Below are 26,841 nucleotides of genomic sequence, written 5' to 3'. Positions count from 1 at the left end.
GGGGGAAAAAGAAATGGAAATGACATTAATTATCCTGATCGGTGCCGTTGCTGCTGTTTTGGCCAATATGAACATTGCTGTTTTCAACGATGGACTCCGTCCTATTGTTTCCGAACATGTGGAGGGCCGGATGACGAGACGGGACCTTGCCTTTACTGCCTTTGCGATGAGTTTCGGCCTGGTAATCGGATTTGGAATACCTTTTACACTCTCGGCCAGTATCATTCTTGTCCATAGTATCCTGCTGGGAACAGATATTATCGGATTGCTGACGCCGAAAAATAAGTGGGGAACACCGCTTGCGGCTGTAATTGGCGGTGCTTATGGAGCAGGGCTGTTAATCGGACTCGAAGGCTTTGTAAAGCTGTTCGATTACCTGCCGCTTAATTTCCTTGAAGCTATGGGAGCGGTTGGAACACCGGTCGTCGTTACCTTTATGGCATTCCCGGCGCTTGCGGTTGCCATGCAGTTCAGCGTGAAAAAAGGGGTCATTACATTTATCGTTTCCGCATTGATCCGACAGCTCGCTGTCTGGCTGAATGAAAGCGGAGTTCTGACGATTTCAGGCACTACAGTAACACTGAACCAGGAAGGAATGGCCCTTATTACAGGAATGATCTTCCTGCTTGTTTTTGCCATGAAGGAAAAATCTGAAGAAGGCTCCTCCATCGACCTTGCTGCTGTATTCAGTGATAAAGTGGCTAAAATCAGAAAAAATGTCGTGTTCTTTATGATTATTGGCGGTCTTATTGCAGCTGCTACGAATCTATGGATCATGGCAGGAGATCCGATCTCTCTAAATCTATTAGCAGAGGGCAAAGCAACAGATGCCGGAATTGCTGCGGCTGCCCGTGCGCTCGGCTTTATTCCGCTTGTCGCCAGTACAGCGATCGCAACAGGTGTATACAGCCCGGTCGGATTCACACTCATCTTCGTCGTCGGATTTTTCTCCCCGAATGTTTGGGTAGCCTTAATCGGCGGTGTCATTATTATTTTCATAGAAGTTATGCTATTAAGTTCAATTGCAAGATTCCTTGATAAATATCCCGGTGTCCGTAATTCCGGGGAAAATATCCGCAGTGCGATGACCAAGCTTTTGGAAGTAGCACTATTAATCGGCGGAGCGAACGCTGCCAATGCGATTGCACCAGGGTTCGGATTCTTCTTCATTGCCGGATTTTATCTGCTGAATGAAGCAGCAGGACGCCCGATTGTCCGCATTGCGGTCGGCCCTGTGGGTGCCATTGCAGTCGGTATCATAGCCAATATCCTGGTAGCACTAGGCATCATGAACATACCTCAGTAAAAAAACAAAGAGAACGGAGCGGACAGCCATGATACAAACCGTACTTGGAAAAATTACTCCGGAAGAATTGGGGATTTGCTCGGCTCACGAGCATCTCTCCATTGATCTTTCGAGAGTAAAAAAAGATCCGGATACGATTCTGGATGATGAACAGGGCATGCATGAGGAACTGGAGGATTTCTATCGTCTCGGCGGAAGGTCCATGGTTGAAGTGACAAATGACGGCATGGGCCGGGATGCTCTTGTGCTAAAAAGGCTGAGCGAGGCAACCGGGGTTCACCTTATTACATGCACAGGCTTTTATAAAGATCCTTATATCCCGGATTTTGCAGACGGCTGGAAAGCGGAGCAGTTTGCACAGCATTTTATCAAAGAGGCAACGGAAGGAATCGGGGATACAGGCATACTGCCGGGTGTCATCGGGGAAGTGGGCACAAGCAAAAATGAAATGAAGCCGATTGAACGTGAGCTTTTAATTGGTGCCGCTATGGCCGGTGCCGAAACCGGCCTTCCAGTGACAACCCATACAACACTCGGAACACTAGGGCTTGAACAGGTTCAGCTGCTGACGAAGTATGGCCTTCCAACTGATCAGATCATCATCGGCCATCAGGATCTCAACCCGAATAAAGACGAAGTTCTCGCTGTTTTGGAAACAGGTGCCTATATCGCGTTTGATACGATTGGAAAAAATAATTACCGTCCCGATGAAGAAAGAGCTGACTTTCTTCTTGATTTTATAAACCGCGGATATGAAAAGCAAATACTTCTATCAGCTGACTTAACCCGCAAATCGCATTGGAAGAAGCACGGAGGTCCGGGCTACGGTCTTGTGCTTGAGACGTTTATTCCAGTATTGAAGAAATCCGGAGTGCCGGAAAGCATCCTTCATCAATTTCTGACCGTTAATCCATCCAGAGCTTTTTCAATAAGGGAGCGATCATAGTGTCCACATACAACAGAGCCCAATTAAAGTACGCAAATTCGGTTTTGCCGAGCTTATCGATACAGGAAGCACAGGAAAAACAATTCAAACTGGTCGACAGAATGAGCCGCCATTTCAAAGGCAGGCAATTTCTATCGATGGGAGACCTTGGAGTTTCTCCAACATATAAGCGTCCGGAACAGACATATCTTGTGGAAAGAGTTCTGGCTGATTTCTTTGAAACAGAAGACTGTGCCCTTGTCAGGGGAGCCGGAACAGGTGCGATCCGCAATATTCTAAGCATGCTTCTGTCTCCTGGAGATGAAATGTTTATTCACACGGCCCCTGTTTATACGACGACAAAGGAAACGTTAAGAATCTTAGGCATCAAAACAGTCCAGGCAGATTACAACCATCTTGAGGAAGTAAGAACGGCCATCAGAACTAATCAAAATCCTAAAGTTTTCTATATTCAGCATGCCCGTCAGCAGCCTGCAGATCATTACCAATTGGCCGAAGTCATCAAAGCTGTGAAGGAAGAACGCCCGGATCTTCCTATCGTCGTGGATGACAATTATTGCGCATTGAAGACAAAGGGAATTGGCGTGGAATTAGGAGCGGATTACTCAACTTTTTCCGGATTTAAGCTTCTCGGGCCGGAAGGAATTGCAGTCATTGCCGGCAAAAAAGAAGCCATCGAACGGGTGCATCACTATAACTACTCGGGCGGAGGCCAGGTACAGGGCTACGAAGCCATGGAGCTTTTAAGAATGATGACCTTCGCGCCTGTCTCACTGGCTATTCAGAATGAACAGGTGGAAGAGCTTTGCCGCCGTCTGAATGAAGGCGCTGTGAAAGGAATACGAGCCGCCTACATGACGAATGCCCAATCCAAAAACGTCATTGTAGAGCTGGAAGATCCAATCGCCCAAAGCGTGATCAGCATCAGTGATGAGCATGGGGCGGCCACCCATCCGGTTGGGGCGGAATCAAAATATGAAATCATTCCGATGATTTACCGCGTTTCCGGCAGCTTTTTGGAAGCACAGCCTGAGCTGAAGGATTATGGACTGCGCATCAATCCGATGAAATCAGGAGCGGACACGATCATCGGCATTCTTGAAAAAGTGATACCTCTTGCAAAAGAAGTGCAGCATCGTTGATACCCGTAAATAAAGGGGGGAACTTCCATGTTTTTAGATGTAACAAAGCGCAGAAATCCTAAGCTGATTCAATCAGGTGTCACCCTCCATCAAAGCGGGCAGATACCCCCGAATACGTACGTGATTGACCTCGATATACTCGGAGAGAATGTAGCAGCTCTGGCAGAAACGGCAAAAAACCATGACTTTACGCTTTATTTCATGAGCAAGCAGCTTGGAAGGCTTCCGTTTATAGGCCAGTTTATTGCAGAGCACGGCATCGAAAAGGCGGTTGCTGTTGAATTCGACGAAGCCAAAACACTGGCAGAAGGCGGCGTAAAAATGGGGAACGTCGGCCACCTGGTCCAGCCGGGAAAAAATCAGTGGCAGGAAGTGCTGTCATGGAATCCTGAGGTCATTACCCTATTTTCCCTTGCACGTGCCAGACAGCTTTCTGAAGCGGCTGTTCAGTCAGGAAAGATGCAGGATGTACTTCTCAGGGTGTATGCAGAAGGCGATATGATTTATCCCGGACAGCAGGGCGGCTTTCGATTGGAAAAGCTGGATGAAGAACTTCCCGAACTAGCCGGGCTTCCCGGGATTAATGTAGCAGGCGTCACAACCTTCCCGAACTTTCAGCTATCTAATGATAAGAAAAGCATGGAGCCGACTCCTAATTTTAAAACCCTTTTAAAAGCAAAAGAGACTCTGGAGAAAAAGGGCATTACAGTAAAGCAGGTAAACGGTCCAAGTGCGACTAGCTGCGAAACCATACCTTTCCTGGCAGAACAGGGTGTAACTCATGGAGAACCGGGACATGCCCTTACCGGAACGACCCCGCTGCATGCGTACCGGGATCTCCCCGAGAAACCTGCCATTGTATATGTAACGGAAGTGTCCCACCAGGATCAGGAGCATTATTATGTTATCGGCGGCGGCTACTACGGACGCTCCCATTTAACCGGGTGTCTGGTCGGTAACAATGAAAAAGACATTTTGAAGCAATATGTAAAAGCAATCGAGCCGGCTCCTGAAGCGATTGACTATTATGGTGCGATTGAGAAACCGAACGGCTTTCAGATTTCTGAAGGAGATACAGCCGTTTTCTCTTTCCGTACACAGGTGTTCGTCACTAGGGCCCATATTGCCCTGGTAAAAGGAATTCAAAGCGGAAAGCCGGAACTGGTTCACTTTGAGAGGAAGTGGTAAGGATGGCAAAAGCAATTCTGCTGGTGATTGACAGCTTTGGCATCGGTGCAATGGAGGATTGCGGAGAGTTCAGCCCTTCTGACTGCAGAGCCAATACCTATAAGCATATCCGGGAATCGGCTGATTTTTTAGAAATCCCAACTTTATATAGGCTTGGGCTGGGGGCGCTTGTGGATGGGAAGGAAGCCCCTGCCAATGCTTACGGCTTCTCGGCATTGGCCCATTACGGGGCAGACACATACCTCGGGCACCAGGAAATTGCCGGGAGCTGCCCGAAGCGCTCGAATAAAAGACTGATGAAAGATATTCATCCACATCTGGCCAAGGCATTAACTGAAGCAGGCTACGAGGTTGAATACCCATGGAATGACCGGCCGGTGCTATTAGTGAATGGTGCCTGTGTCATCGGGGATAATCTTGAGTCCTCACTGGGAAACATCATCAATTTAACTGCTGATTTTAATAAAATGCCTTTCCGGGAATTAAAGGAAGTCGGGAAAGTTGTCCGCCAGAATGTTGACACCAGCCGGGTCATTGCGTTTGGAGGACCCTATACAACCATTGAACATATCCTGTCAGTTGTACATGAAAAAAATCCAGACCAGTGGGGAGTGGATGCCCCAAAAGCCAAGGTGTACGGCAAAGGCTATGAAGTCTATCACATGGGCTACGGCGTAAACATAGACGGACAATTTCCGATGATCGCTGCCCGGCATGGCCTCAAAGTCCATCGGATTGGCAAAACGGCAGATGTTTTGCATGGGGAAGGGCCTGCAGAACCAATTGTCGATACTGAAAAAGTATTACAAGCTTTGGAGAGTGCCTATTTAGAAGAAAAAGAGGATGCGGCATTTCTGGTAAATGTACAGGAAACAGACCTGGCAGGACATGCGGAAGATACAGAATGGTATGCGAGACTGCTGAATACAACCGACCAGTGGCTCGCAGAATTCCTGCCCAAGATGGCAGAGGAGGATCTAATTATTATCATGGCTGACCATGGCAACGACCCGACCATCGGACACTCCAACCATACGAGAGAATACGTTCCAATACTAGCAGCCGGTAAGCGGATAAAACCGGTTAACCTCGGAAAACGTAATTCGATGGCTGACGTTGGGGCGACATTCAGCGAGTTCTTTGGACTGCCTGCGACTGAGGAAGGCGAGAGTTTTTTAAAGATGATGATAGATTAAGAGAGATGCTGGAGCCGGAATGGTTTCAGTATTTTTGTTTTTCCTGATTTTTCTAGTGCTATTTAACCAGGTTAAAAGTTATAATTCATATATGAAATATTTACTAATGGAGTGAAATATATGAAAAAGCTCAGCGCTAGAATTGCATTGGTCATGGCTCTTGGAATGGCAATTGTATTACTCGGTAATATTGCAATGCTCTACTTAAGCACGAAAAATTCTGTAGAGTCCTCGATTGAAAATTTTAGTTTAAGCATTGCAGACAATATTGCTTCGAAGATGGATACCGAAAAATATGATGATTTTTTAAAGAATCCCAATCAGTCGGAAACCTATTGGGACCTTAGGGAACAGCTGAATGATTTTCGCGAGAAGACAGGCGCGTTTTACGTATATACTTTAATGGCTGATTCCGACAAGAAAGAACTCTTTATAATGGTTGATGGCCTGCCGAAGGGCTCCGATATTGCTGCAGACATTAAAACACCGACAACGGCTACAACATATGAAGATATTTCTCCTGTCCTGGATGGAAAAGCATCAAGTTCACCGATCGTTCATGATCCGGAATATGGAGACTATCTTTCAGCATTCGTACCCATTAAATCAGATGGAAAAGTAATCGGGATATTGGGTGTCGATATTAATGCAGAGAATGTTAACAGCATTTCAGATCAAGTACTCCTGGAAGTGCTGCCGATGAACCTGGTGATAAATATACTGTTAATCCTTGCCGTGGTTACCATTCTGGCCTGGTTCGTCAAAAGAAGACTGCATCCGCTGCAAAGCATCAGTTCAGCCGCTCAATTAATGGCTGATGGCGATCTTCGCGGAGCAGAAGAGAAGGCAAGTTCGATTAAAGTAAAAGGGAATGATGAAATTAGACATGTGACAGAGTCATTCAAAAAAATGACGCATCATACAAAAGTAATGGTTGAAGATATAAAAGCATCTTCAGAAGCACTCCTGATCTCCTCGGGTAAAATAGAAAACAAGATGGAAGAAATCAGCCAGGCCAGCAGCCTGATTGTCAGAGGGATTCAGGAAGTGGCAGGGGCTACTGATACACAGCTGATCCGAAGCGAGGAATCTGCAAAAGCAATAGAAGAAATGGCAATAGGCATTCAGCGCATTGCGGAGGCTTCAACGGATGTAAGTGAACAATCCAATACAGTTGCACAGCAGGTAAAAGAAGGATTTGATGAAATTCAGTCCATTATTCGGCAGATCAATGAGATTAAAAAAACTGTAAACGAATCTTCCGTATTTATAGAAGAACTGGGTACCCAGGCCAGTGAAATTGAAGATATCGTGAATCTGATATCCGGCATAGCGGAGCAAACCAATCTGCTTTCATTAAATGCAGCCATTGAAGCAGCAAGGGCAGGCGAACATGGCAAAGGCTTCGCCGTTGTATCCCAGGAGGTTAAAAAGCTGGCAGAAGGCTCCAAAGCATCTGCTGCACAAATTGCAGAAAAGCTAAATCACTTCAGATTATCCATTGAACAGGCAGTCGGAAATATGCATGCGAGCTCAGGCAAAGTTGAAGAAGGCACTGTTCTGGTCAATAGCGCCGGCGAGAAATTCAATCAGATTCTGCATGCGGTTGAAGGAGTTACCGGGGAAATCCAGGAGGTTTCTGCTGTAACAGAAGAGCTCTCTGCCGGATCAGAAGAGATTTCTGCATCCATTGATGAATTTGCGGGTCTATCTAAAGACACAGCACAAATTTCCCGGGAGGTCGCAGCCTCAACAGACCAGCAGGAGAATGCGGTAGAAAAGATTTCAGAGCTGACCCTTCAGCTGAGCAGTCTTTCTAAACAGCTGGAACAGTCCGTGGAGAAGTTTAAATTATAAATGGGGAGCCGTTCTTCTTTGTAGAGAGCGGCTTTTTTCTTTTACCCGCCTGTCCTTTTGCACTATCCGGAAAATTAAACCATTTGAACGAGTTTTCTAATTAAACCTATAGGGAAACAAGTAAAGGTGAACATATGACTTTATTAAAAGGAGGGCAGTTGAGTTCTAAAAAACATAAAGAGGAGTGTTCAAATGAATTACATAAAGTGGATTGCGGCAGCTGCCGCAATGGTATTTGTATTGAGCTTCAGCCAGCCGAAAGCAGATGCTGCTGTTTTAAAGAGTGGCTCTGCAGGTCCGGAGGTTACATATATTCAATCAGCATTACAAAAGCTTGGTTATTTTAATACAGACCATACAGGGTATTATGGAATGGTAACAGAGAACGCCGTTAGAAACTTTCAATATGATTTCGGTTTAGCAGCTGATGGTATTGTAGGAGTTAACACAGCAGAAATGCTTAGGAATGTGGACATGCTGGCACATGTCGTTTATGGGGAAGCGCGCGGGGAAAGCTATGAAGGCCAGGTGGCAGTTGCCGCTGTCGTTCTCAATCGTATGGAGTCAAATGAATTTCCGGATACACTCTCCAATGTAATATTCCAAAAGAATGCCATTACAGCTGTGAATGATGGACAGTACTGGCTGCAGCCTGATGCCGAAGCTTATCAGGCAGTAAAAGATGCTTTTGATGGATGGGACCCCACGGGCGGTGCCGTCTATTATTACAATCCTTATACAGCTACAGATCAATGGATTTTCACCCGTCCAGTGATAAAACAGATCGGCAATCATAATTTTGCCTATTAAATTAAAGGCACCTTTACCCCATGTAAAGGTGCCTTCAATCTTTTTATTAAACTGGACCCCAATTAATCAGTACTCCTACACTAAGCATGACAACAGCGATCACACACCAAATCAGGAAGAGCGGCATCATCCACTTGGCCCATTTGATCCAAGGGACACCGGCTACGGCAAGGCTTGCCATGAGCGGACCTGATGTCGGGAAGATGCTGTTGGTGAATCCATCACCAAACTGGTAGGCCTGCACCGCAACCTGGCGGGTAATCCCAATCATATCTGCCAGAGGAGCCAGGATAGGCATCGATATCATCGCTTGCCCGCTTCCCGATGGAACAAGGAAATTTAGAATGGCATTGGAAACAAACATCCCAATTGTCGCCAGGATAGGGGATAGCCCTTCCAGTGGAACGGAAAGTGCATGGACAAATGTATCGAGGATCCTGGCATTTTCCATCACAATCAGAATGGCTCTGGCAACACCAATAATTAATGCTCCGTAAACAAGCTTTTGGCAGCCTTCCAAAAAAGTTAAAGCCACTTGGTTATAATTCATGCCCGCAATAATACCTGAAATGAGACCAATGATTATAAAAAAGGCAGCCATATGATTAATCGTCCATTGGAATTGAATGGTGGCAAAAATGAAAAATAGCAGCGACAATCCGACAAAGCTGAGAATCAGTTTATGCCGTCCTGTGAAAGGTATTTCAAGATTGTCATCTAAAGAGGATGTTGCATTGGATACTCCGACCAGGCTTTTAGATGGATCAGCAAGGACCTTCCTGGCATAGCGCCAGGTGTAGAGAATAGTTACACCTACGATCACAAGAAATGCGATAAGCCTTAAGGCCATTCCGGAGAATAAGGGGACATCGGCAATCGATTGAGCGATGCCAACCGTATAGGGATTCAGGAACCCGACATTAAAGCCGGCAAAAGTGGCCCCGAACGTAATGGAAACTGCTACAAGAGCATCAAGCTTGAGGGCCCGGGTGATGATCAGTCCGATTGCGACAAAAGGGATGACCGAATTGGCCACAGCCCCGACAGCTCCTCCTAATGCAAATAATATAGATACAATAGCGATAAGCCAAAATTCTTTTCCCTGGGTCTTTGTAACAGCACGCAGAATACCTCCTTTGATAGCACCTGACCGCTCAACTACCTCAAAGGCTCCGCCTGCAAAAAGAACAAGAAAAATCAAGCCGCCAGACTGAACCATTCCTTCCTGCAGTGCGAGAAATATGTCCATAAAACCAGTCGGATTCCCTTCTGCTTCTGCATATGTACCCGGGATAACCCGTTCTACCTCATCGACGATCTCTCTTTCAAAAGCTCCAGCAGGCACAAAATAAGTAGCTGCTACTGCCATTAATAAAACAGCGAAGAGGATGACATAAGTATCCGGCATCTCCCATTTACTTTTCTTATTAGTTTCTAATCCTGTTTCTTGCGATGTCTCTGCTTTCAATATTCTTAAATCCCTCCATTCATTTTTTCCTTTATACAACTGCAGTATTACCATGTAAAAGGATATTGCTGTCTATTATAAAGAGATATAAACAATATTTCAAATAGTTAGAAAACAAAACACATCTGTCTTAAAGCCTTAAATTAACTAGTTTCCTTGCATCGCCTGTAACTCCAAAAGAAAATATAACCAAAGCAAATGATCAATTTCGAATGCAAATCTGGTAATTTTTATTACAAATATATTAAAATCGCCTTAATTTGTAATAAAAAAAGAGTTTTACTGAAATCTTTCTGTTATCTAATGGTGTTAATATGTTCCTATCAAGGGACATAAAGGAGATATCATGAAGAAACTAGTAATCTATCTAATCACAGCTGTTTTTCTATCGTTTGGATTTTCCAATGTCACTTCAGCCGCAGGAAATACGTATACAGTAAAAAAGGGAGATACGCTTTGGGCCATCTCTAAAAAACATAATGTTTCTGTACAGCAAATTAAATCATGGAATAAATTAACTTCAGATACAATTAAACCAAAGCAAGTGCTTAAAGTTACTGGAACTTCAGCGAAAGCTGCAGCACCTAAAAAGACAGCTGTAAAGGCTGCATCAACGAAAGCCTATAAAGAAATTAAAGTGAAAGCGACTGCCTACACTGCCAGCTGCAAAGGCTGCAGCGGCATTACTTATACAGGAATCAACCTGAAAAAGAACCCGAATGCCAAGGTTATTTCAGTTGATCCTAAAGTAATCCCACTAGGTACAAAAGTATATGTTCCAGGATACGGGGAAGCAATTGCAGCAGACAAAGGCTCTGCAGTAAAAGGAAATAAAATTGACGTCTTTATCCCGAACAAACAGCGTGCTCTTCAATGGGGCAGCAAAACGGTTACTATAAAAGTTTATAAGTAGCAGAAACTTGAGAGAACCTCCCTGATGGAGGTTCTTTTTTTGTTCCCAATTGTGAACGCTGCAAATAAAAGGAATAAAATTGCAAATAAAACATCATAGTTGCAAATAGAATCCCTAAACTCACAAATAGATCTCCCAAAACTGCAAATAGACTCCTGAAAACTGCAAATAGAATAATTCCACTCATGCAAGAAACTAAAAGTCTAACTGAGGCCATTTCACTAAAAAGGCCCCATACTGAGTGCCGCCTGTGTAAAATTCGCAAGCGTCTAAGATGATAATGGAATATTTTAGTAATATTTTACCATGATTAACAAAATATAAAATTTATCAAGAACACAGAAACCTAGTTCTAAAAGATTAGTAAAATCCTCGTTTGAAGGCATTAATACCTGTTGGTTATCTATGCTAATTTACTTATTTTTAATCATTTACTCAATTTTTACAAATATCAGATTGTATGCCAAAAAGAAGAGTGATTTACTAGAATGGTAGTGCATGTAAACGCTTTAAAATATGGATATAGGAGAGGATCTCATGATAGAAAAGCAGCGAATAAAGTTCATTAGCTTTATGAGTATTTTTGCATTAATTCTTAGTCTATTCAGTCCCTTTGCCGCGGCGAGTGCAGAAGAAGTGAAGTCTGTGGCAGAAGCGATTGCAGATAATAAAGGAACAGCAACGGTTGAAGGATATATTGTGGGAACCACCGCAAGCGGTCCAAAATATACCCATACTGGCCCATTTTCAGTGAATACAAATTTGGCCATTGCCGATTCCCCAAGTGAAACAGACCCCAGTAAGATACTGCCGGTTCAATTGCCGAATAATTCTATCAGGACAGAGCTGAATTTAGTGGATAACCCGAATTACCTCGGGAAAAAAGTCCAGATTACAGGCTCTCTTGAAGCATACTTTTCTGTTCCCGGATTAAAGAGCCCAACAGCTTACACGTTTGTAGAAGATACTAGTACACCACAGGTTTCAGCGGTTACAGCTTCCCCTGAGGCGGGCCATGTTAAAGCTGGAACAACAGTAGAACTATCGACCTCCACTGCTGGCGCAGTAATTTATTATACAGTTGATGGATCAGAACCGACTGCTGAAAGCACAGTATATTCTGATCCGATCGTTATTAATGAAGAGACAACGATTAAAGCAATAGCTGTCAAAGACGCCTTAACAGACAGCAAAGTATCTGTATTTCAGTACATGATTGGGCTGGAAGATTTGCGCATTCATGATATTCAAGGTGCAGGCCACTATTCCCAAAATGCGAACCAGCAGGTTTTAGATGTTGAAGGAATTGTCACCAAGGTGGTAGACAGCAGTAATTTCTACATGCAGGATCAGCAGCCTGATGCTGATGAAAGCACATCTGAAGGAATCCTCGTTTATAAAAAGGGTCACGGTGTAATGGCTGGAGATGTGGTATCCGTTTCAGGACAGGTAAAAGAGTGGGTGCTTGATGGCTATTCAGACAAGCTGAAAACAGATCTTCCTGTAACAGAAATCAATGCAGCATCAATCGAGAACATTGCTTCCGGTCAGGAACTCCCTGCTCCGGTGATCATTAACAAAGAAAATCTTCCAACTGAAATTATCGACAATGATAACCTTGGGAGTTTTGATCCAGAACAGGATGGAATCGATTTTTACGAAAGCCTGGAAGGCATGCTGGTTCAAGTGGACAACGCTAAAGTAGTTGCCCCGCAAAAATACGGCGAGCTTGTAGTTGTTCCTGGAGATGTGGAAACGAACACAACGGCAGGTGGACTGCGCATTTCAGAAAACGATTTTAACCCGGAGAGAATCACCCTTGATATTAATAATGAAGATTTTGTTGCCAAAATGGGCGACAGCTTCAAAGGCAGCATCCAGGGTGTTGTCAGCTACGGCTTCAGTAACTATAAAGTATTAAGTGATGCAGACACATTGCCGGAATTCGTGGAAGGCTCTGCGACAAGAGAAGCAACAAGCCTTGTCCCTGAAGAAGATCTATTAACCATCGCGTCTTATAATGTTGAAAACTTCTCAACAAAAACAGATGCAGAAAAGGTAACGAGATTAGCAGAAGCAATCACAGATAAAATGAAACAGCCGGATATCATTGGCCTGACAGAAGTACAGGATAACGACGGACCAACTGATAGCGGCACAACAGAAGCGGACCAAAGTGCAGCATTGCTGATTGAAAAAATAAAAGAGCTTGGCGGACCGGCCTACACTTACACAGACATCGCACCAGAAAATAAGCAGGATGGCGGCCAGCCGGGAGGTAACATCCGTGTCGGCTTCCTATATAATGCAGAACGGGTAACATTGTCGGAAGGCGAAAAAGGCTCTGCAACCGAAGCAGTTGATTTTGAAAACGGCAAACTGACGCTAAACCCAGGGCGTATTGATCCAACAAATGAAGCCTTTGAAGATAGCCGCAAAGCATTGGCAGCACAGTTCGAATTCCAGGGCGAAAGCGTCATTGTTGTTGCTAACCATTTTAACTCGAAAGGCGGAGATCTTCCGTTATTCGGAAAAGTGCAGCCTCCTGTCTTAAGCAGTGAAATCCAGCGCATGAAAATAGCTAATGTTGTGAATGGTTTTGTAAAGAATGTAAAAGCGGAAGACCCTGATGCAAATGTAGTCCTGCTTGGCGATTTTAACGATTTTGAGTTCTCCAATCCTTTACAGGCACTAAAGGGCGAAGAACTGACTAATATGATTGAAAAAGTTCCGGCAGAAGAGCGATACACCTATACGTACCAGGGAAATGCACAGGTGCTCGATCACATTTTAGTATCCAACAACCTGGCCAAGAAAACAGAAGTGGATATTCTTCATATCAACTCAGGCTTCATGGAAGAGCACGGCCGTGCAAGTGACCATGACCCGGTCCTGATTCAGACAAGCTTAAAGCCGGCAGCAAAACCGGAAGAGCCTAAATATGATCATGTTTTCAATCTGGTAAACCACCATGCGAAGAAATTCGTGGCAGGGCCACATAATGCATTAGTTGTAATGGACGGCTCCTCCAGCCTCTCGCAAGGTCTATGGCTGAAGAAATCAGCTGCAGTTAAAGGCGAAGGCCTGAAACATACAAAAGTGGTCATCAGCTCCGCCAACAAAGGGGCAGTTGTTGACCTGACAGGCTCAGAGATTAAAGAAGTCATGATCGAAAGTGACAAAGTCGTGGAAATCCGCGGCGCTGAAAATGTGCAGAAATGGACACTTGGGAAAAAAGCGGACGCGTCACATATCATTTTCAAAGATTCGGATGGAATGGAAATAGAGTCTCCTTATGAGGAAGAAGGAGCGGCATAACAATTGAAGCCGGAGTGCAGAACTCTGGCTTTCAATCCCTTTGAGTAAAAATTGAAAGGAGCATTTTTATGAAATTACCTATTAAAGTATTATCTACAGTAGCCTTATCAGCAGCATTAACCATCTCAACAGCCGTTCCGGCAGGTCTGGTTTCAGCAAATGAGACTTCAGCTTCAGATTTCACCCTTTCATTAATGCATACCAATGACTCACATGCAAATATGGACAGCGCCGCAAAAAAAGTGACGGCTGTAAAGGAAGTAAGAGAAGCAAAGCCGGATGCCCTGCTTGTTGATGCAGGAGATGTTTTTTCAGGAACTTTATATTTTAATAAATTCCTTGGGCAGGCTGACCTTAAATTTATGAATCTCATGGGCTATGATATTATGACCTTTGGAAATCATGAATTCGATTTGGGTGCAAGTGCAGAAGGTCACAAAGCCCTGGCTGACTTTGTAAAAGGTGCACAATTCTCATTCGTCAGCTCAAACGTAAACTTTTCTGAGGATGCAAACCTGCAGGGATTGTTCAGTGATCTTATATCGAGCGAACCTGCTGATGGAAAAATATATAATGGCATCATCAAAGAAGTTAACGGAGAAAAAGTAGGATTCTTTGGCTTGACTACAGCTGAAACAGCCAGCATTTCCAGTCCGGGTAATGTTACATTTGAAAATTACCTTGAAGAAGCAGAAAAAGCAGTAAAAGCTTTCGAGGGCATGGGAATTAACAAAATAGTAGCTGTCACACATATTGGCTATGATGATAACCCGAATGTGGATAATGACTTAAACCTGGCTGCTCAAGTAGATGGAATTGATGTGATTGTTGGCGGACACAGCCATACGCAATTAAATGCCCCAGTAGTTGTGGCAGCTGACGAAACAGGAGCGGCAAAGGATCCTACAGTTATTGTACAAGCCGGCCAGTACAATAATTATCTCGGAACGCTGGATGTACAATTTGACGAGGCAGGAACAGTAACTTGGCATACAGGCCAGCTTATTAAAGTAGCAGATAAAGCAGAGGACCCTGAGGCAGCAGTGCTGCTTGAAACATACTCCTCACAGATAGAAGAATTAAAAAACACGGAAATCGGAGCAGAAACGCTGTCTGCCCTTGAGAATCCGCGGACAAGCGGAGACAGCACAGAGCCAAGTGTACGGAAAAATGAAACAGCCCTAGGGAACCTGATTACAGACGGCATGCTGGCAAAAGCAAAGCAGTATAACAGCAATGTCATCATGGCGCTCCAAAATGGAGGCGGCATTCGTGCAGGAATTGATGCAGGGCCTATCACTGTTGGCGAAGTAATCACTGTTCTTCCATTTGGCAATACATTAGCCACTATGGAGGTAACGGGAGCTGAATTAAAAGAGGCCTTTGAAGTCAGCGTAGGACAATATCCTGCAGAAAATGGCGGCTTCCTGCACGTGTCCGGTGCAAAAGTAAAATTCGATTCCACTAAACCTGCCGGTGAGCGGATTGTTTCGATTGAATATCAAAATGAACAGGGCAGCTACACTGAAATCCAGGACAATCAAACCTACACAATCGCTACGAATGCTTTTACAGCCAAAGGCGGAGATGGATATACAGTCTTTGCAAAAGCTTACCAGGAGGGCAGAGTAACAGATCTTGGACTTTCCGATTGGGAAAACTTTGCGGATCACCTATCCAGCCTGGGCACAATCAAACCGGCAGTGGAAGGGCGTATTATAGACGTTGACAGCCTGCCTCCAGTAACAGAGCTGGATTTTGAAAAGGAATATAATCTTACGGATGACAAAAAGAAGAAATTGGTAGTGAACAAGGTTTCTTTTATTAATGTAGAAGAAACAGCTGAGATTAAAAATGGCATCTGGCTGAAGAACTCTGCTGTATTGCAGGGTGATGGCCTTAAGAATGTGAGTGTCCGTGTAACGCCAAAGAAAGAGCCAATCATCGTGGACTTTAGCGGTGCAGAAGTGAAAGAAGTCATTGTTGAAAAAAGTGATTTAGTGGAGCTTCGAGGGGCAGAGAATATTAAAAAGATTAGTTATCGCAAGTAATGAAGATCAGAATAAACTGCATACCAAGTCTGGTGTGCAGTTTTCTTTTGAGGAAGGATTCCGCCTTTTTACTGCTCTTTTTGATATGATGGATTTAAGAAGAAACTTGGAGGTGGAGGACTAGTTGGACATATAGATTGGGAATCCTTTTCGAGGACATATTATAGATGGATGATTCACTGCATGGACAGGAGTAAATTCAAAAGGGTGAAACACAGTAAATGAACTTCCTGCACATGGAGTGCAGGAAGACTTTACTGTTTTCAATCGCTCGAATAATAACTTCTTTGGCTGCTAATCAAGTTCCGATATTCTACCAGCAATAAATCCAGGAAAAGTTGAAAGGGTGCCCGGGAGCACATATCAATATTATCAAGGTAGCAGTGTTCAATGGGCGTGTAAAAAACAAAATCCGATAGTTCCACTAAACGATTTGATGGAGTTCCGACGATGGATAGAATCGTGATTCCACGTTCTTTTAGGATATGCGCATATTCTAAAATATTTAAGGTTTCTCCGCTATAGGAGACAAAAATAGCAAGGTCATCCGTTCTTAAGTTTAGTGCGGCACTTCGTAAATCATCCCAATCCATTCGAGCCATGCTGCTCTTGCCTAACATCAGCAGTTTTTTGGACGCATCCCAGCAAACAGAATAGGAATGGCCCATACCGAACCATTCTACATGTCTTGCCTGCATCATCATCGAAGCGGCTTTATTAAGCTTCTCTTCATCGATTCTATTTAATACTTCTTGTATATCTTTTTCATAGCGTTTAACATGGAAAGATAAGGATTCTGACATACCCTGGCTTACACCTTGAGCATCATCCCTAATGTTTAAATGCAGCTGGAGTTTAAAATCCTGGAAGCCTTGAAAGCCAAGTCTTTTACAGGTTCGGCTGATGGTAGCAGTCGAAACATACATTTCCTTTGCTGCTTCTTCGAGTTTTAAATGAACAAGCTTCTTCGGGTAGCGGATGATATAATCCAGTACCTGCTTTTCCAGCTGACTTAATTGATTCCGGTGCTGGATCAGCCGTTTCATAAAAGATTGCATATAATCACCTTTTCATAACCCATGGATCAAGGGTCCTAATCAGTTACGGTGTAAGAGATAGAACCGAGCGTTTAAGTCTCTCTAAACCTTCTATAATTTTTGATTGCGGACAGCCAGCATTCATTCGTAAAAAGATTCCTCTGTCCTCACCATAGACTGCACCAGACATGATTCCGACCTTCCCCACTTCAACGAGGGCCTGCTGGAGCTCTTGATTGGTCTTCCCAAGTTCGGTGCAGTCCATCCATGCTAAATACGTAGATTCAGGGATATGAAACTGAATGGATGGCAGTTCTTGATCGATGAATTCCTTTATCAATTTCATATTATTATACAGATAGGAACATAGCTCATCAACCCACTGATCACCATGACGATACCCTTCGATAACGGAAATTTCTCCAAAAATAGGGGCACTCGAAACGCCATCCCTATATTTTAATAGCTTCATAAAGCTTTCTCTCGTCTCTTCGTTCGGAATCAATAGATAGGACCCGCCCAATCCGGGTGTATTAAAGGTTTTACTGGCAGACGTACAGATATAAATGTTTTGCAGATCATCTGCCACGCTGGTAATAGGAATAAACCGGCTGTCCTGGTATGTAATATCCATATGAATATCATCCGAAATGATCTTTACCTGGTACTTGGCACAAAGTTCGGCGATTCTTTTTAGCTCCTGCTCTGTCCATACCCTTCCCGTCGGGTTGTGAGGATTGCAAAGCAATAAGACCTTTGCTTTTGGATGCAGCAGCTTTTTTTCCAAATCATCATAATCAATTTCATATCTTCCATTTTGATACAAAAGCGGGTTAGGAATTAGCTCGCGTTTCGATTCGTTAATAACATGAAAAAAAGCATCGTAGGCAGGCACCTGCATAATCACGTGATCGCTTTCAGATGATAAAATTTCGATCAGTCTTGCAATCGAATAAATGACACTCGGGCTATAGATTACCCAATCTATTGATATTTCGATATCGAACCTCCTTTTATACCAACCGGTAATCGAAGATTTATAATCATCATGGTTCCATCTCGTATAACCAAATATCCCATGATCGGTGCGTTTGTGGATCGCCTCAATCATTTCTGGAGGGCTGCGAAAGTCCATATCTGAGATGCTGAAAGGCAGTAAATCATCTGATCCAAATCGATCCTTCATATAATCCCATTGGGTACAATATGTCCCGATTCGATTGACAGTTTGATCAAAATGACGTTTCATTATATCCCTCTTTTCTCTAGTTGTTCCCAAAGCTCCGCGTAAGATGAAAAAAGGATGAGAGATTCTCATCCACTCTTCACTTCATTAATGTCTATAAGCTTATCCATTTCAACTCGAACATGGTTTACTTGCGGGCCAATGACCACTTGAACATTATGGGCATCCAGTTTAATCACGCCAAGGGCGCCATTTTTCTTCAATGCCGGTTCATTGATTTTTTTCATATCATCAACCACTAATCGTAATCTAGTAATACAGTTATCAAGCGAGACTATATTTTCTGCTCCGCCTAACGCATTTAACAATTCTCTTGCCTGATTACTTGTTTTCCGATCCTTACTTTCTGGTGCAGCCGATTCTCCCGTTTCCGTTTGATCTTCCCTGCCCGGAGTCTTTAGATTAAATTTAATAATTGCATACCGGAAAACAGAATAATAAATCGCAAACCAGATCAACCCCACTGCTAAAACCAAATACCATTTTGATTCAGTTCCCTGCAGGATTCCAAAAATAAAGAAGTCCAAAATCCCGCCATCGGTATTTCCGATTTTCACATTTAGAAGGGCCATCACCATAAATCCAAGACCAGTTAACACCACATGGATTCCATATAAAGCTGGTGCGAGGAACAAGAATAGAAACTCGATCGGCTCTGTAATCCCTGTTACAAAAGTAGCGATGACTCCTGAGATTAGAAGTCCCTTAATCTTTTTGCGGTTCTCAGGTTTTGCTGTGTGGTACATGGCTAAAGCAACCGCTGGCAGACCAAACATAAAAGTCGGCATTTTCCCTTGTGATAGGAAGGCTGTTGCTGAAGCACTAATAGGTTCCCCGCTTTGCAGCTGGGCATAGAAAATATTGAGCGCGCCTGAAACAGTCTCACCGTTTACCACCATAGTTCCCCCGGCTTCTGTAAAGCGAATCATGGCCACTAAAATATGATGTAAGCCAAACGGAAGAAGCAATCGTTCACCGGCACCAAATAGAAACGGACCAAACGCACCAGCATTGCTTATCATCGATCCTATTCCATTTATAATCATGGTAAACAATGGCCAAATCATTGGAATCAGGATACCTGCGACTGACATGACAATAGAAGTAATGATGGGAACGAATCTAACGCCACCAAAGAAAGCAAAGGCGTTTGGCAGCTTAATCGTATGGAAGCGCTGATGCAGCAAATAAACAAGAATACCCGCGATAATCCCGCCTAAAACACCCATCTCGAGGCTCTGAATACCAAGGACCATCCCTTGTCCTTCTTGTCTCATCACATCGGCAGCCGCAAGCTGATCGGTTTCTGTTAAATAAAAATTAATTGATAAATGCATCATGATATAACCAATAAGACCTGCAAAAGCAGCGACCCCTTTTTCATAACGGACTAGTCCAAGTGGAATCGCTACAGCAAATAAAAGCGGCAAATAGGTAAAAGCAAAACCGCCAACCATTGACATAAAACGTAAGATAATCTGAATCACGTTATGATCTAGAAACGGTAAATTTTCGATGGTTGCAGGGCTGGTAAACGAACTGCCGATACCTAAAAGCAAACCCATAAATGCTAAGAGTGCAACAGGAAGCATAAATGTCTTTCCAAGCCCCTGGAAAAACTCCCACCCTTTTGAAGACTTCTTCATCTTCGTATTCATCACTTAACCCCCTTGACGCAGATGTTGAACATTTACCTTCACTGTACTTCCATATCAGCCCGTTCGCAAGCGCTTTCAAACGGAATGTAGATGTATACAATTTTTGTATGCGTAATACAAAGGTGCAATGGGACTGTTGAAATCACTTAGATCGAAAATCCTTTAGAGGTTCGGGGGCAGAGCCCGCATACGGTAAAACATTATAGCTTGCCTTTTGTTTCTGAGCTAGTTTTTAAGTAGGATACTGACGAATGATGAAGGGTGAGAGTGGTTTAAGTTTTTAGAAGCAGTATGTATTTCACAAAGAGAACTTAACCCTGTTGTTATATGAATGGGCTAACAGGACTAACAATTTAATGCAGTTAGTTTCTATTGGTTTATTAGTTACACTTCATAGCAAGAATTCTTTTATTAAGCAATTAATCTAAACCTATATTTTCACTAATAAATGCTTTGAAAGATTACTCAGAATAGTCTAGAGCGATGTGAATTTTTACGGACTTCCATTTCCATATTTGATTCATTAATTAGAAATATACAAATAGAACCTAGCCTGATGGATAGGTTCTATTTGTAATTATTTATAAACTTTGATGATATTGTGTACCGCTCATGCGTCTAGATTTAATACAACATCTTTTAATGTATTCTCTGTCCCTACATTCCCAGGGAAGATAATATAAGGAATAAAAGGGAATTTACTTTCAGACCCTGTTTTCCAAACAGGTACTCCGGGTGCAATTTGGCCTGCAACTGTTGCGCGTTTCACGCCTAATCCCTTTGTTCCTATATCACTAGATGTAATTCCGCCTTTTGCAATAAGGAACTTGGGTTTAACTGTAAAATTATTAACAAGACGAGTTACAGCATTGGAGATTTCTACCGATAGCTGTAGTTCTTCTTCTTGCATGTTATTTCCTAAATCAATCCGCTCTCTTTTTGTATAAATGACTGTTGTTATTCCTTGTGAGACTTTTTCTTCTGCCAGGATACGTACTCGGTCTATCTCTTTTTTAAAAAGTTTTTTATTAAATACGAGATGGCAGTCAAATTCTATAAAATATAGATGTGATACTGATTTTAGTATATTCAATTGATCTGAGGTTTTTTTTACATGGGATCCTATAACAACTAATCCGCCATTATGATTAATTGAATCCTTAATTAGCTCCTCTTTGCTTAGTAAAGGACGAGAAGATATGTCACCGATCACTTTTGTAAAAGTTGCTGCTGTCCGGAACAAAAAACGCTGGCCTCTTTGAATGGACTTAATTAATGCAATTGTAAAAACTGTAATATCATCCTCATTGAGCGCGTTAACCACAATTTTTCTGAATTGGGAGACTGTCATAAGCTGCTCCGTAATTTGATCTATTTCTAACTTGCGAATAGATTTAAGAGATATATATAAGACATCTTCTGCTTTATATAATCCTTTTGTTTTTTCCTCGATCCATTCGCCTAAATGGCTGGATTTAAAACCAAAACTGCGATCTTTTGCGAACTCTGTTTCACCAGCTGGAACGAGTGAATTGGCTTGCTGTACAAAATGCGTATTATGAACGGTGAGTCTTCCTCCTTCTTCAAAGAAGGGGATGATTACCTCGCCATCCACGTGGTTGCCTTCTATCTCTTCAATCGTTTGACGCAGCACATCAGTTTCTAATGGATAGTGGCCTCTAAGTGTTGAATCACTGCGGCTGATTAATAAATAAGGGATATTATATTTCTCAGAGGCATATGATATTCTTTTTGCAATAAGGCGATAAACTTGTTCTGCCTTCGCTTCAGTAAAAGATCTCGAATTGGTTAATATAAAAACGAGTTGAGATTCATCCTTAAATGCCATTTCGACTGTTTCTTCTTCCCAATCCGTGTATACGGGTATACTGTGTACTGTTTGAATTCCGGTTGGATCATCGTCCAAAACGATTATTTTAACATTAAAATCTGAACGGGCAGATGACCATAAATCTGTTAACTTATTTTGATTTAATGCGGGGTATTTATCGATAACATCTTTATAAGATATTTGGTTCATGTTCTTTTTTCCTTTTTACTTCAAAATTAGCAAGTTTCTCGTAGTATTGAACCAATCCGCTATGATCAATTTTTTCTTTGCCATCTACCTTTAATGAATGGAACATTTCGAGTACTTGACTGGTTAGGGGGATAGGTGACCCAAGTTCATGGGCTGTATTGACGACATTAGTTAAATCCTTTAAGTTAATGTCGACTCTTCCTCCGCCTGTAAAATCTCTGTTCAAGATAGTAGGCAGTTTAGCATCTAATACTGCACTGCCGGCAAAACCGCCTCGGATGGCTTGATACATTTTTTCGATATCAATACCGGCTTTGGCAGCTAACATTAAAGCTTCAGCCATTGTGGCTATATTTACATTAACCATAACTTGATTTGCTAATTTGGCTGTAACACCACATCCATTGTCCCCAACAAGGACAATATCTTGACCCATACAGCTTAAAATTGGTTTAACCTGATCAAATATTTCTTCTTTACCACCTGCCATTATAGAAAGAGTTCCATCAATTGCCCTTAATTCACCGCCACTAACAGGAGCATCAATAAAGTGAATTCCCGATCCGGCTAGTTTATTAGCAATATTTTTTGAGGCTGCAGGTGTAATGGAGCTCATATCCACGATAATCGTATCTTCTTTTGCACCTTCTATTACACTATTTTCCCCAAAGACGACACTTTCAACATGATGAGAATTAGGGAGCATTGTGATGACGATATTACTTCTTTCGGCAACCTCTTTAGGAGAAGATGCACCAAAAGCTCCTTTGCTTTCCAGCTCTTCAACTGCAACAGTATTAATATCATACACACTCAATTTATAATTATCTTTCATTAGATTAATAGCCATAGGCTTCCCCATAATTCCAAGTCCAATAAAACCAATATTCATGATTATATTCACGCCTTTCTCTTGTTAAAAACACAGAATATGCTAAAGCAACTATTCGTAGTCATATAAATTAGCGCTTCTCAAGAAATTAATAAATTTGTTTTGCTGTAAATAGCGGTTGCTGAATAGGTATTATAGGCCAGGTAAGAACCCAGAACCCAAACTTAATATGTATACCATTACCAACGCGCTAACACCGGCGATAAATCCTCCGATTGACCAGGTTTTGAGGGTTTGAGTGACTGTCATTCCGCTAAATCGGCTAACAACCCAGAAGCCAGAATCATTTGGCATAGATAAACCTATACCTCCTGCACAAATGGCAAGTGCCAGTAAAATAGGAGAAACTCCCAAATCTAAGATCATAGGACCCAGTATGGAGGAAGTTGTGATAAGTGAAACTGTAGAAGAACCTAAAGCTACACGTAAGATTTGGGCAAATATAAATGCAAGTATAAATATTGGCATATCCCATCCTTGCATTAGATCTACCAAGTAATCACCAATACCAGAACCCTTTATCACACCGCCAAAGGCTCCGCCGGCTCCTGTAATTAACATAATGAGACCGGACGATTTAAAGGCCTCAAAATATGCTTCTTGAGCGGGAACCTTCAAATATGGCTTTAATACTATAGCTGCAAAAATAACACTGATTAACAAAGCCATATTCTTTTCACCCGCGAAACTGAAGAAAGAAGTAATGGCTGTGCCTGGTGAAACTAGGCTAAAGATTGTATTTAAAACGATTAACAAAATTGGGAGAGCTAGCACACCAAAAGAAATAAATGCTGAAACTTCCTTTGTGAAATGCTCTTCGTGTGAATCCAATTCTTGGGCAGCAGCCAATCTGCTAAGTGTCTCTTCAATTACCCGGTTTGCATCCCCTTTTCGATTAAGCCAAAGACCGTAGATGTACCCGCCAAAAAACACCCCTGTAATCCCAACAATTAATCCATATATAAAGAAATATCCTAAATCCACGCCAATACTGTCGGCAACAGCCAATGGTGCTGGAGTTGGGATGATTAAGCAGTAGGCCGTAATTAAACCAACTGCCAGGGCCAGTACAAGTGTTGTATAAGAAACTTTTGCTTTAACAGATAGGTTTTTTATTAGCCCATTTAAAATGACAAAAGCAGCATCAAAAAATAAAGGAATTCCTACTATAAGGCCGGTAGTAGCGACCGCTAATGAAGAGTTTTTTGGACCGGCTATTCTTAATAATGTATGAGCAATTTTATGAATAGCTCCTGATACTTCCATTAATTGACCTAGCATGATACCTAGTCCAATTAATATACCGACCCCTGCTAAGGTGTTGCCGAATCCTGTTGTAATAATTTGAGGAACCTCTGCAAGTGGAATACCGACAGCTATCCCTGTTCCTACTGCCACTACTAAGAGAGCAAGATAAGCATCCCATTTAAACCCAAGGATTAGTAAGAAAAGAGCAAGAAGAGAAAGAATGAAAATAATGAGTAGTAAGCTTCCTGTTACCATAATTGATATAACCCCCTTGTTTTTAATGTTTTTTGGTCTTTAGGATTTTAGTCTGTATCTATAACTAGTAAAATGCCTAAATTCAAACATTGATAAGGTAAAAATATCAGTTAAACGATTTACCTTAATTAAGGGTAATTTTATGTTGTAAGCGCTTAAATGTCAATATTTTATTTTAAATATTTTTTCTAGTCAGAATAATGAGTTATATAAACATTGTAATAAACATTGATTTATCAGCTTTTCAATTCCTTTTTAATATGGAGAAATAAAAACTAATAGTTGACATTCACGTTGTTGTCATATTAACATTTTTTCAAATAGGTAAAACGATTAACTTAATAAAATACAATGAGGTGACAGAGATGAAAGAAATAAGTATTGAAGAATTGAAGGAAAAAGCGATTGAGCTAAGGAAGACGGCTATTACTATGATTCATAAGGCGCAGTCTGGCCATCCGGGCGGCTCGCTTTCTGCTGCTGACCTTATAGCAGTTCTATACTTTAAAGAGATGAATGTGGATCCTACTAATCCAACATGGGAAGAACGTGATCGATTTGTTCTTTCAAAAGGACATGTTTGTCCGATTCAATATTCAGCACTGGCCTTACGAGGATATGTACCATATGAAACGATCTACACCTTAAGAGAATATGGTTCTCCTTTTCAAGGCCATCCGGATATGAAGAAGTGTCCTGGCATTGATATCTCTACAGGTTCATTGGGTCAGGGTCTTTCTTGTGGAGTGGGTATGGCTATAGCCGGGAAAAGAGATAAAAAAGACTACCGCGTTTTTTCTTTAGTTGGTGACGGCGAGTGTCAAGAGGGGCAGATTTGGGAAGCAGCTCAAACAGCCGCTAAGTATCAATTAGATAATCTGTTTGTTTTTGTAGATAATAACAGACTTCAAATAGATGGATTTTGTGAAGAAGTTATGCCTTTGCAAGATCTTGAGAAAAAATTTGAAGCATTTGGGTTTGAAACAAAACGGATTGATGGACACTCAATTGAAAAGATTGTTGATGCGCTTGATGAAATGAAGTCGCAGAAGAATGGAAAGCCGAAATGTATTGTACTCGACACTGTTAAAGGCAAAGGAGTTTCCTATATGGAGGATGTTGCCGAGTGGCACGGGGTTGCTCCTAATGATGAAGAATATAAGCAAGCAATAGAAGAAATCACAGGAGGTTTAAAATAATGAGTCTATTAGAAAAAACTTTAACTTTAAAAAAAGCTACTAGAGAAGCCTTTGGTGATGAAATTTTAAAATTAGGTAAAGAAAACAAAGATATTTATGTTGTTGATATCGATATTGCAAAGTCCTGCAAAACGAGTAAATTTTTAAAGGAATTGCCTGAGCAGCATATTAATGTTGGCATTGCTGAGCAAAACGCTGCAGGTTTAGCCGCGGGGCTTGCAACAACTGGGAAAATTCCGTTTATCAGTACTTATGCTGTGTTCGGGTCCTTACGAATGGCTGAACAAATAAGGCAAGAGGTTTGTTATCCTAATTTGAATGTTAAGATTGCATGCTCCCATGGCGGGCTGACTCCAGCTAATGATGGCGGAAGTCACCAAGCAATTGAAGATATGGGAGTGTTAAGGAGTTTTCCCAATATGACAGTTATCATGGGTGCTGATTACTATTCTACTAGAAAATTAGTTGAACAAGCTGCCCTTATTTATGGGCCTGTATATCTTCGTTTTACAAGAGATACGGTACCAGTCTTATATGATGAGAATGAAGAATTTACAATCGGTAAGGCAAAAGAATTAAAAGATGGAAATGATATTGCAATAATAGCGAATGGTGATACTGTACACTTGGCATTAGAGGCTGCCAAGGAACTTGAGAAAGAGGGGATATCTGTAAAACTGGTAGATATGCATACTATTAAGCCTATAGATCGAGAGGCTGTTCTTGAATGTTTAGACTTGGGGAGCTTAATAACTATCGAAGATCATAATATTATAAACGGTCTTGGAAGTGCAGTGTGCGAGATAGCAGCTGAAGAAGGCAGAGGTAAGGTAAGGAGAATTGGAGTTCAAGACCAGTTCGGGCAATCTGCACCTTATGAAAAACTATTGGAACTAAATGGAATTACAAAAGAAAATATTATAAAAACCGCTAAGCACCTGCTTAATACCAAATAATAATCTAATTAAAGAAATGCGGCACCTCAAAGAGAGTATACAGGTGTACGAGTAAGGTATCCCATCAATGTTAGGAACAAAGAGTTATTCCAGAAATATCGAGATTGCTTAATA

The 26,841-nt window shown here is 42.1% G+C and carries 19 protein-coding genes; 12 read left to right on the top strand and 7 right to left on the bottom strand.

Annotated features, from left to right (window positions below):
- Window positions 1-13 precede the first annotated feature (13 nt).
- The 7 genes from NYE23_RS23630 to NYE23_RS23600 all read left to right on the top strand — a co-directional run bounded on the left by NYE23_RS23630 (window position 14) and on the right by NYE23_RS23600 (window position 8,445).
- Window positions 14-1,306, top strand: a complete 1,293-nt coding sequence (locus tag NYE23_RS23630) for a YhfT family protein (RefSeq protein ID WP_341081704.1) — start codon at window positions 14-16, stop codon at window positions 1,304-1,306.
- Window positions 1,307-1,334: 28 nt separating this feature from the next.
- A complete protein-coding gene (locus tag NYE23_RS23625; RefSeq protein WP_341081702.1) occupies window positions 1,335-2,252 on the top strand; it encodes a phosphotriesterase family protein in 918 nt (305 codons plus the stop codon).
- Window positions 2,252-3,394: an aminotransferase class V-fold PLP-dependent enzyme gene (locus tag NYE23_RS23620; RefSeq protein ID WP_341081700.1), complete on the top strand. Its 1,143-nt coding sequence runs from the start codon at window positions 2,252-2,254 to the stop codon at window positions 3,392-3,394. Before NYE23_RS23625 ends, NYE23_RS23620 begins: the two co-directional genes overlap by 1 nt.
- Window positions 3,395-3,421: 27 nt before the next feature.
- The gene (locus NYE23_RS23615; protein WP_341081698.1) at window positions 3,422-4,582 is read left to right on the top strand and encodes a YhfX family PLP-dependent enzyme; all 1,161 of its coding nucleotides are present in this window, start codon (window positions 3,422-3,424) and stop codon (window positions 4,580-4,582) included.
- 2 nt (window positions 4,583-4,584) lie between these two features.
- Window positions 4,585-5,778, top strand: coding sequence for a phosphopentomutase (locus NYE23_RS23610; protein ID WP_341081696.1), 1,194 nt, complete (start codon window positions 4,585-4,587; stop codon window positions 5,776-5,778).
- Window positions 5,779-5,898: 120 nt separating this feature from the next.
- Window positions 5,899-7,635: a methyl-accepting chemotaxis protein gene (locus NYE23_RS23605; protein ID WP_341081694.1), complete on the top strand. Its 1,737-nt coding sequence runs from the start codon at window positions 5,899-5,901 to the stop codon at window positions 7,633-7,635.
- 192 nt (window positions 7,636-7,827) lie between these two features.
- A complete protein-coding gene (locus tag NYE23_RS23600) occupies window positions 7,828-8,445 on the top strand; it encodes a cell wall hydrolase (protein ID WP_341081690.1) in 618 nt (205 codons plus the stop codon).
- 46 nt (window positions 8,446-8,491) lie between these two features.
- Here the strand turns inward: NYE23_RS23600 and NYE23_RS23595 are convergent, their stop codons facing one another.
- Complete coding sequence (locus NYE23_RS23595) at window positions 8,492-9,913, bottom strand: YfcC family protein (RefSeq protein WP_341081687.1); 1,422 nt, start codon at window positions 9,911-9,913, stop codon at window positions 8,492-8,494.
- Between the two features lie 346 nt (window positions 9,914-10,259).
- On the opposite strand from NYE23_RS23595, the gene NYE23_RS23590 reads away from it, so the two are divergent.
- The 3 genes from NYE23_RS23590 to NYE23_RS23580 all read left to right on the top strand — a co-directional run bounded on the left by NYE23_RS23590 (window position 10,260) and on the right by NYE23_RS23580 (window position 16,195).
- On the top strand, window positions 10,260-10,826 hold the full coding sequence (locus NYE23_RS23590; RefSeq protein WP_341081685.1) for a 3D domain-containing protein: 567 nt from the start codon (window positions 10,260-10,262) through the stop codon (window positions 10,824-10,826).
- A 537-nt stretch (window positions 10,827-11,363) separates the two neighbouring features.
- A complete protein-coding gene (locus NYE23_RS23585) occupies window positions 11,364-14,144 on the top strand; it encodes a DUF6359 domain-containing protein (protein ID WP_341081684.1) in 2,781 nt (926 codons plus the stop codon).
- Between the two features lie 68 nt (window positions 14,145-14,212).
- A complete protein-coding gene (locus NYE23_RS23580) occupies window positions 14,213-16,195 on the top strand; it encodes a bifunctional metallophosphatase/5'-nucleotidase (RefSeq protein WP_341081681.1) in 1,983 nt (660 codons plus the stop codon).
- 263 nt (window positions 16,196-16,458) lie between these two features.
- Here the strand turns inward: NYE23_RS23580 and NYE23_RS23575 are convergent, their stop codons facing one another.
- The 6 genes from NYE23_RS23575 to NYE23_RS23550 form a co-directional block, all read right to left on the bottom strand.
- A complete protein-coding gene (locus NYE23_RS23575; protein WP_341081680.1) occupies window positions 16,459-17,253 on the bottom strand; it encodes a MurR/RpiR family transcriptional regulator in 795 nt (264 codons plus the stop codon).
- Window positions 17,254-17,296: 43 nt separating this feature from the next.
- Window positions 17,297-18,481 carry a MalY/PatB family protein gene (locus NYE23_RS23570; protein ID WP_341081679.1) on the bottom strand — a complete coding sequence of 395 codons (1,185 nt, stop codon included), beginning with the start codon at window positions 18,479-18,481 and terminating at the stop codon, window positions 17,297-17,299.
- Window positions 18,482-18,546: 65 nt separating this feature from the next.
- Complete coding sequence (gene malX, locus NYE23_RS23565) at window positions 18,547-20,136, bottom strand: maltose/glucose-specific PTS transporter subunit IIBC (RefSeq protein WP_341081678.1); 1,590 nt, start codon at window positions 20,134-20,136, stop codon at window positions 18,547-18,549.
- A 610-nt stretch (window positions 20,137-20,746) separates the two neighbouring features.
- A complete protein-coding gene (locus NYE23_RS23560; RefSeq protein WP_341081677.1) occupies window positions 20,747-22,177 on the bottom strand; it encodes a four-carbon acid sugar kinase family protein in 1,431 nt (476 codons plus the stop codon).
- Window positions 22,158-23,075, bottom strand: coding sequence for a 2-hydroxy-3-oxopropionate reductase (gene garR, locus NYE23_RS23555; protein WP_341081841.1), 918 nt, complete (start codon window positions 23,073-23,075; stop codon window positions 22,158-22,160). Before garR ends, NYE23_RS23560 begins: the two co-directional genes overlap by 20 nt.
- 126 nt (window positions 23,076-23,201) lie before the next feature.
- Window positions 23,202-24,572 (bottom strand): GntP family permease, encoded by a 1,371-nt coding sequence (locus NYE23_RS23550; RefSeq protein WP_341081676.1) that lies wholly within the window; start codon window positions 24,570-24,572, stop codon window positions 23,202-23,204.
- Window positions 24,573-24,913: 341 nt separating this feature from the next.
- Here NYE23_RS23550 and NYE23_RS23545 point away from each other — a divergent pair, with 341 nt between their 5' ends.
- Together NYE23_RS23545 and NYE23_RS23540 are read left to right on the top strand one after the other, a co-directional pair.
- Window positions 24,914-25,771, top strand: a complete 858-nt coding sequence (locus NYE23_RS23545) for a transketolase (protein ID WP_341081839.1) — start codon at window positions 24,914-24,916, stop codon at window positions 25,769-25,771.
- Window positions 25,771-26,727, top strand: a complete 957-nt coding sequence (locus tag NYE23_RS23540) for a transketolase family protein (protein WP_341081675.1) — start codon at window positions 25,771-25,773, stop codon at window positions 26,725-26,727. The genes NYE23_RS23545 and NYE23_RS23540 overlap by 1 nt, the downstream gene beginning before the upstream one ends.
- Window positions 26,728-26,841 lie beyond the last annotated feature (114 nt).

Source organism: Cytobacillus sp. FSL H8-0458 (assembly GCF_038002165.1).
In the GTDB taxonomy this organism is placed as follows: domain Bacteria; phylum Bacillota; class Bacilli; order Bacillales; family Cytobacillaceae; genus Cytobacillus.
Note: the sequence above shows the minus strand (reverse complement) of the source record. Positions and strands in the feature narration are given on the sequence as shown.

Excerpts from the sequence above, each read along its gene's own strand:
- NYE23_RS23630 (WP_341081704.1), top strand. The coding sequence starts at position 14 with ATGGAAATGACATTAATTATCCTGATCGGTGCCGTTGCTGCTGTTTTG.
- NYE23_RS23625 (WP_341081702.1), top strand. The coding sequence starts at position 1,335 with ATGATACAAACCGTACTTGGAAAAATTACTCCGGAAGAATTGGGGATT.
- NYE23_RS23615 (WP_341081698.1), top strand. The coding sequence starts at position 3,422 with ATGTTTTTAGATGTAACAAAGCGCAGAAATCCTAAGCTGATTCAATCA.
- NYE23_RS23610 (WP_341081696.1), top strand. The coding sequence starts at position 4,585 with ATGGCAAAAGCAATTCTGCTGGTGATTGACAGCTTTGGCATCGGTGCA.
- NYE23_RS23605 (WP_341081694.1), top strand. The coding sequence starts at position 5,899 with ATGAAAAAGCTCAGCGCTAGAATTGCATTGGTCATGGCTCTTGGAATG.
- NYE23_RS23600 (WP_341081690.1), top strand. The coding sequence starts at position 7,828 with ATGAATTACATAAAGTGGATTGCGGCAGCTGCCGCAATGGTATTTGTA.
- NYE23_RS23590 (WP_341081685.1), top strand. The coding sequence starts at position 10,260 with ATGAAGAAACTAGTAATCTATCTAATCACAGCTGTTTTTCTATCGTTT.
- NYE23_RS23585 (WP_341081684.1), top strand. The coding sequence starts at position 11,364 with ATGATAGAAAAGCAGCGAATAAAGTTCATTAGCTTTATGAGTATTTTT.
- NYE23_RS23580 (WP_341081681.1), top strand. The coding sequence starts at position 14,213 with ATGAAATTACCTATTAAAGTATTATCTACAGTAGCCTTATCAGCAGCA.
- NYE23_RS23575 (WP_341081680.1), bottom strand. The coding sequence starts at position 17,253 with ATGCAATCTTTTATGAAACGGCTGATCCAGCACCGGAATCAATTAAGT.
- NYE23_RS23570 (WP_341081679.1), bottom strand. The coding sequence starts at position 18,481 with ATGAAACGTCATTTTGATCAAACTGTCAATCGAATCGGGACATATTGT.
- malX (WP_341081678.1), bottom strand. The coding sequence starts at position 20,136 with ATGAATACGAAGATGAAGAAGTCTTCAAAAGGGTGGGAGTTTTTCCAG.
- NYE23_RS23560 (WP_341081677.1), bottom strand. The coding sequence starts at position 22,177 with ATGAACCAAATATCTTATAAAGATGTTATCGATAAATACCCCGCATTA.
- NYE23_RS23550 (WP_341081676.1), bottom strand. The coding sequence starts at position 24,572 with ATGGTAACAGGAAGCTTACTACTCATTATTTTCATTCTTTCTCTTCTT.
- NYE23_RS23540 (WP_341081675.1), top strand. The coding sequence starts at position 25,771 with ATGAGTCTATTAGAAAAAACTTTAACTTTAAAAAAAGCTACTAGAGAA.